Source organism: Paenibacillus macerans (genome assembly GCF_050565405.1).
Lineage (GTDB): Bacteria > Bacillota > Bacilli > Paenibacillales > Paenibacillaceae > Fontibacillus > Fontibacillus macerans_B.
Genome location: NZ_JBNYYG010000105.1, coordinates 1 through 6,054 on the forward strand (window position 1 = coordinate 1; position 6,054 = coordinate 6,054).

The following is a 6,054-nucleotide window of genomic DNA, read 5'->3' on the forward strand; positions in this document are numbered from 1 at the left end:
TGGGGGAGGAGGCCTCCTCCCCCACCACCACATCCTCCTGATGGATGTTTCTACTGGTTTACACAAACTTCTTGACGCTACCCCGTGGAGCGCAAAAAACCGCTCCCCCACGATGGAGAAGCGGTTTTGCCCGTTCGACCGGTGAATCCGGATTATACCGTTTTGCCCGCCGGCGCGGACGAAGCCGCATGATCGGCAGCCGTTGCGGCGGTTTGCCCTTTGTCCTTCAGGTAGGCGGTCCAGTACGCGCCGGCCACGAAAATCGCGCCGCCGGTCAGATTACCCAGCCAAACCGGCACGAAATTTTGCAGGTATTCGCCCCAGGAGAAGTATCCTTCAAAAATCGCCGCCGGGATGAGGAACATATTGGCGACCACGTGCTGGAAGCCGATAGCGACGAAGGCCATCGTCGGGAACCAGATGCCGAGGATTTTGCCGCTCATGTTATCGGCCCCGTAGGACAACCAGACGGCCAAAGCGACCAGCCAGTTGCACCCGATGCCGGACACGAACGCTTGCAGGAAGCCGTCATCCAGTTTATGGCCCGCCATATCGACCAATTTATCGAGGTAAGGACCGCTGGAGGTCAATCCGACCACATGCCCGAAAAAATAAGCGACGAACAAAGCGCCGACGAAATTGCTTAAGGTAATCAATACGAGGTTTTTGCACATTTCTCCAGTGGAAATTCGTTTGGCCATCCGCGCCAGCGGCACGGCCATCATGTTGCCGGTTAGCAGCTCGCCTCCGGCCAAGAGCACCAGAATCAGCCCGATCGGGAATACTGCGGCGCCGATGAAGGTGGCGATGCTACCCCATTCCGCCGGAGCGCTGCTGATCACGCGAATATCGAGCAAAAAGCCGAGCGCGATGAACGCCCCGCCCAGAAAACCGAGAATGAGTACGGTCAGCAGCGGATTATGCGCTTTTTTTACGCCATTCTCGACGGTGACTTCGGCAATTTGCGCAGGTTTATAGTAAGCCATGTTCCTGTCTCCTTTTAAGAGGTTGTTCAAAAAGTCGTCTTCCCATGACCAAGCAGTTCAGGGAGGGACTCGACGTCGAATCTTGAATTCAGCCGGGACTTCCGTTGCTCACGTAGATCTGTCTACGCACCGCTACTCATTTCCTAGCTTCATCCAACCTTCTCGGTCCTGGAAACCCGACTTTTTGAACTCACACTTTAATTAGCTTCACTTGTCGTCTTGTCGTCTTGTCGTCTTTCAGTCGTGTCTATTGTAGCGTGCAACTTTGCCCGGGATAAGTAACATAGATCACGATAACGTTTTCATAAGGTGAAATTATTCACACTTATAATGAAGCAGCAAGAGGGGCATAAGTTCCCGTACCCCGCAACCCATTCGCTAAAAAGCCCCCTCCCGCGCAGAACGGAAGGGGGCTTGGGGCTTGCTTCGTATTAGCTTGCGGAGGTCGCGGCGATTCCGCCTAAGAGCAGTCTCCAAACGGCATCGAAATCCGCGTCGATCCGCTCATTCGTCCATTGGCGGAAATGTGCGGGATGGTGAAAGTGCAGGAACGCCAGGAAAATCGCCCTGGCTGCTTCCGGGGTATTCACGGCTATGAACTCGCCCGAACGGATGCCTCCTTCCAGAATGGACGCAATCTGCCCGTTCAGGTGTTCTAAATGGGAATCGATGATTTCCGCGGCAGCCTCGGTGACGGCCGCGTACATCGCAAACATCTCGGGATCGTCGTTGGCATAGGTCCGCTTGAGGTTAATCAATGTTTCCATCCATAATCGCAAGCGGGCAACGAAGCTCCCGTCCGTGCCGTTCGCAATTTCCGCGAGAGGTTCGACGATGCTTCGCGTCAACCAACGTTCCGTTACCGCTTCGCGAAGCGAGGCCTTGCTGGAGAAATGCCGGTACAACGTCCCGTGGCTGACCTGCAGCGCGCGCGCAACATCCAGCACGGACGTTTTATCCGGTCCGAAGCGCCTTAGCACCTGCTCGGCGGTATCCAAAATTTGTTCTTTGCTTAAAGGCAGTTCGTAGCTCATTTCATCCGTCCTCCTTCCCGTTTTTTCCCCACTATATCAAAATCGTGTCGAAATGACAATGATACGATTCTGTCAATTGTGAGTTATAAGATCAGATAAAACCACCGTTGACGCGAATTGTCTGCCCGGTGACCCACCCGGATTCCGGACTTACCAGGAACAACACCACGTTCGAAATGTCTTCCGGCTCGGCCAATCGTCCGAAGGCATTCATGCTGCCGACGCTTTTGATTTGCTCCGGCGTCTTTCCGGCCGTGAATAGCTCCGTATTTACGGGACCGGGACCTACCGCGTTGATCGTAATGCCCTTCGGTCCCAGCTCCTTGGCTAATTGGCGCGTCAATTGCTCCACCGCTCCCTTGGTTGCCGTATACGCGCTGTAGGCCGGGAACATTTGGCCGGTCACGGACGTCGAGAAGTTGATGATGCGCCCTCCCTCGCTCATATGCTTCACCGCCTGCTGAATGGCGAAAAAGGCGCCTTTTACGTTAATGGCGTATTGCCGGTCGAAATCCTCTTCGGTAATGTCCTGAAGCGGCTTCGTAATCATAATCCCCGCGTTATTGATCAAAATATCCAATCGTCCGAAGGCTTCCAACGTCTTTTGAAACAGCTTCTCCAGATCCGGGAGCTTGCTGACGTCCGCTTGAACGGCGACCGCTGATCCTCCCTGATCCTTAATGCCTTTAACGACCTCCTCCGCCTTCTCCGGGCTGCTCGTGTAATTCACGACCACCTTCGCGCCGCGGCGCGCCAATTCCTCCGCGATGTTCCGGCCCATGCCTCTCGATGCACCCGTTACCAAAGCGACTTTTCCGTTTAATTGATCCGTCATTTCAATCTCCTCCTAAATAAATAGTCTGCCTATCTTCAACTTTCTTCCTTCGCATCATTCCTGCGCGGTTTTGACGTGCAGCAGCTCGCCAAAACCCAGGCGGTCGATGAATTTCTCCTGCGCCCGGCGCGCCGCTTCGTTGACCTCTTCGACGCCCGCATCGGTGAAATCGACCACGCTGCGGAACGGGCGGGTGCCTGCCGGCAAGGCAAGAATGCGGACGATCTCTTCCGCCACCGCTTTAGGATGCGCGTCCACGCCGGGCGGGAACAAGCCAGATGTAGCCTCCTCGTTGCGTTCCACCAGCGGGTCCAGCGCGGCGTAAGCCCGGTTCCGCTCTTCATCGCCGGCGCGGCTTGCGTTAGGGAAGTGATCGGTGCCCTGGGTAAACGGACCGGGCATGACGATAGCGGTCTCGATGCCGAACTGTCCTACCTCGTATGCGGTCACCTGGGCAAGGGCATCCGCGGCGAACTTCGATGCCACGTAAGGGCCCATGAAGGGAGGTACCACCACCGAAGTGGTGCTGCCGACGTAAACCAAGGTTCCCGATCGGCGCTCGCGCATGTGCGGGAGTACGGCGCGATTGACCCGCTGGATGCCGATGGCATTAACGTCGAACAGCCGCTCGATGTCCTCTGGCGTGAAAGCCTCAACGTAGCCGACATACAAGTGCCCCGCGTTATGCACGACGGTGTCGAGCTTGCCCTTCTCGCCCAGGATCGTCGCGACGGCGGCCTTGGCCGAAGCTTCCGACTGCACGTCGAGCTCCACGACTCTCAGGTCCAGGCCGTTGCGGCGCCCATGCTCTAGCAACTCATGGGCATGGCCGGCGTTGCGGCCCCCGATGTTGCGCATGCTGGCGTATACGGTGTGGCCGGCTGCGGCCAGCGCGAGGGCGGTCAAATTGCCGATTCCGGTGGAAGCGCCCGTCACGAGAACGACTTGGTTTTCCGAAACATTGTTCATTTATATCATCCCCTCGTTTTGATGATTTGATCATACTACAAACACATATCAGATATCAAGTATCAATTTTATATTTTTGTCATTCGTTAATTCGCTTATTCCCTTTCCTTGAAAAGCAGGACTGGCAAAAGGGCCCAAACTCGCAATATCTGCGTTGCAACGAAACAAAAAGCCGGTCCCCTAAGGAAGCGAACGCCTTCCTTGGACCGGCCGAGATGAAATTGATGATGGTTTCATGCCAAAAAGTCCCGCTGCCAAGGCAGCGGGACTTCGAGAGCAGAGCGCTGGACTAACGGATGATGCAGGCGGATTTAAACGCGAACGGCTTCGCGATTCGGCACCTCCGGCAGCGCCCCTAGGCCTGCGCTGTTCAGGAAGTTCCACGGCTTGTTGTAATGCGGCTGGAAGAAGAAATCGACGAAAGCGAGCTCCTCCATTTTCATGCCGTTTTGAATGCAGACCGACATCGTGTTGATCGACTGGGTCAGGTCCACCTTCGACATGATTTGCGCGCCGAGAATGCGTCGAGTGTTTTTCTCGTATACGACCTTCAACATCACGGGCTCATGCGTCGGCATGAATTCCGGACGGTAGTTGTCGGTAATGAATACCGCTTCGGCTTCCATTCCGGCGTCCTGAGCGGCCACTTCCGTCAAGCCGGTAGCGGCGATGTTGTCTTCATAGATCTTGATGCCCGAGGTGCCCTGGGTGCCCATATATCTGACGGTCGGCGCCACCAGGTTGCGGGCGACCAGCGTTCCCATGCGGACGGCGTTCGTGGCAAGCGGGATATAAGCATGTTGGCCCGTCGGGTTGTAAAATACCGCGCAGCTGTCGCCCGCCGCGTACACGTCCGGCTTGCTGGTGCGCATATATTCATCGACAATGATCGCGCCACCCTCCAACATGTCGACCTGGCCTTTCAGCAGCTCCGTATTCGGGCGGAACCCGATGCACATGATCACGAGATCTGCTTTATAGGTGCCTTTGTCGGTGACGACTTTCGTGACCTTGCCGTTTTCGCCTTCGAAGCGCGTTACCTTCTGGCTCAGCGCCAGCTCGATGCCGTGCTCCTGCAACGATTGCTCGATCTTGCCGGTATACTCCGGATCAAGGTATTTGCTCAAGATTCGTTCCTCGGCGTCGATCAGGGTGACCTGCTTGCCGTTCAACTGGAACGCTTCGACCAGTTCCACGCCGATGTAGCCGGCGCCGACCACGACGATGTTGTTCGCTTGTTCCGCTTTCTCGATAATCGTGTTGGAGTGGTTGAAGTTTTTCGAGAGTAAAATATTCTCCAACTCGATGCCTTCGAATTTAGGTACGATCGGCCACGATCCGGTGGTGACGATCAGCTTATCGAATGTGTCCTCGAACAGCTCTCCCGTTTGCAAATTGCGGGCCTGAAGCTTTTTCGCGGACGCGTCGACCGAAACGACCTCATGCTGCATCTTCGTGTTTACCCCAAGCTCGGCCAATTGCTGCGGCGAGGAATAGAACAAGCCTTGCGGATCCTTGACCATCCCCCCCACATACAGCGCGATGCCGCACGACAGGAAAGAGATGTTGTCGTTCCGTTCGTAAACGGTGATTTGCGCCTCCGGATAAAGCTTTGCCGTATTTACGATCGCCGCCGTGCCTGCGTGAGTACATCCAATAACTGCTACCTTCATGATTTCTTCCTCCTCCAAAGTTTTGCTTTGTTTTAATTTTGTCATCGTTAGTTTGAGTTCTTGTGAAAAGCATCACTTATAACTCGGTAAATTTGTGAATTGTTTCACCTTATATCCATTATTATAGTGTGACATTTTTCACATTGCAAGAGACTGGAGGGATGTTCTTTAAATATTCACAATTTTAAATTTTTAAAGTGAATAGCCGGGGAGAAAGGGAAGCAGCCTTTGCGTTCAGCTCGGATCAATCCTTTATCAGGATTCCCTGTGGGCCGTGATGCTACGCTGGAAGTCGATGGTGAGAGGCAAAAGCGGATGTGGTGGTTGTGGTGGCGGGAGAGGCGGAAGCGTCCGCTATTTCTGATTTAGCTGGAAAATCTCCATCTAAATCCAAGTTACCAGCGACCTCCCCCTGAATAGAAGGAAATCCTCCCTCTAATTTCTTCCGTTCGGCGCTAAAAAGCCTAAAACGGCACTAGCGTTGCATTAAATCTACAAGGTACCGGCCAGGCGTTAAAATTGTATTCGATTTTTCGAATACAATTCGTCACTAACGA

5 protein-coding genes are annotated in these 6,054 nt (G+C 54.4%); all 5 read right to left on the bottom strand.

Translation table 11 applies throughout. The features are described 5' to 3' along the window. Positions 1 to 152 precede the first annotated feature (152 nt). Positions 153 to 986, bottom strand: a complete 834-nt coding sequence (locus ACQ4N8_RS27840) for a formate/nitrite transporter family protein (protein WP_430707620.1) — start codon at positions 984 to 986, stop codon at positions 153 to 155. Between the two features lie 431 nt (positions 987 to 1,417). Further along, the gene (locus tag ACQ4N8_RS27845) at positions 1,418 to 2,020 is read right to left on the bottom strand and encodes a TetR family transcriptional regulator (RefSeq protein ID WP_430707621.1); all 603 of its coding nucleotides are present in this window, start codon (positions 2,018 to 2,020) and stop codon (positions 1,418 to 1,420) included. 91 nt (positions 2,021 to 2,111) lie between these two features. Further along, positions 2,112 to 2,855 (bottom strand): SDR family oxidoreductase, encoded by a 744-nt coding sequence (locus ACQ4N8_RS27850; protein ID WP_430707622.1) that lies wholly within the window; start codon positions 2,853 to 2,855, stop codon positions 2,112 to 2,114. A 54-nt stretch (positions 2,856 to 2,909) separates the two neighbouring features. After that, positions 2,910 to 3,824: an SDR family oxidoreductase gene (locus ACQ4N8_RS27855; RefSeq protein WP_430707623.1), complete on the bottom strand. Its 915-nt coding sequence runs from the start codon at positions 3,822 to 3,824 to the stop codon at positions 2,910 to 2,912. A 311-nt stretch (positions 3,825 to 4,135) separates the two neighbouring features. Then, positions 4,136 to 5,497 (bottom strand): FAD-dependent oxidoreductase, encoded by a 1,362-nt coding sequence (locus ACQ4N8_RS27860; RefSeq protein ID WP_430707624.1) that lies wholly within the window; start codon positions 5,495 to 5,497, stop codon positions 4,136 to 4,138. Positions 5,498 to 6,054 lie beyond the last annotated feature (557 nt).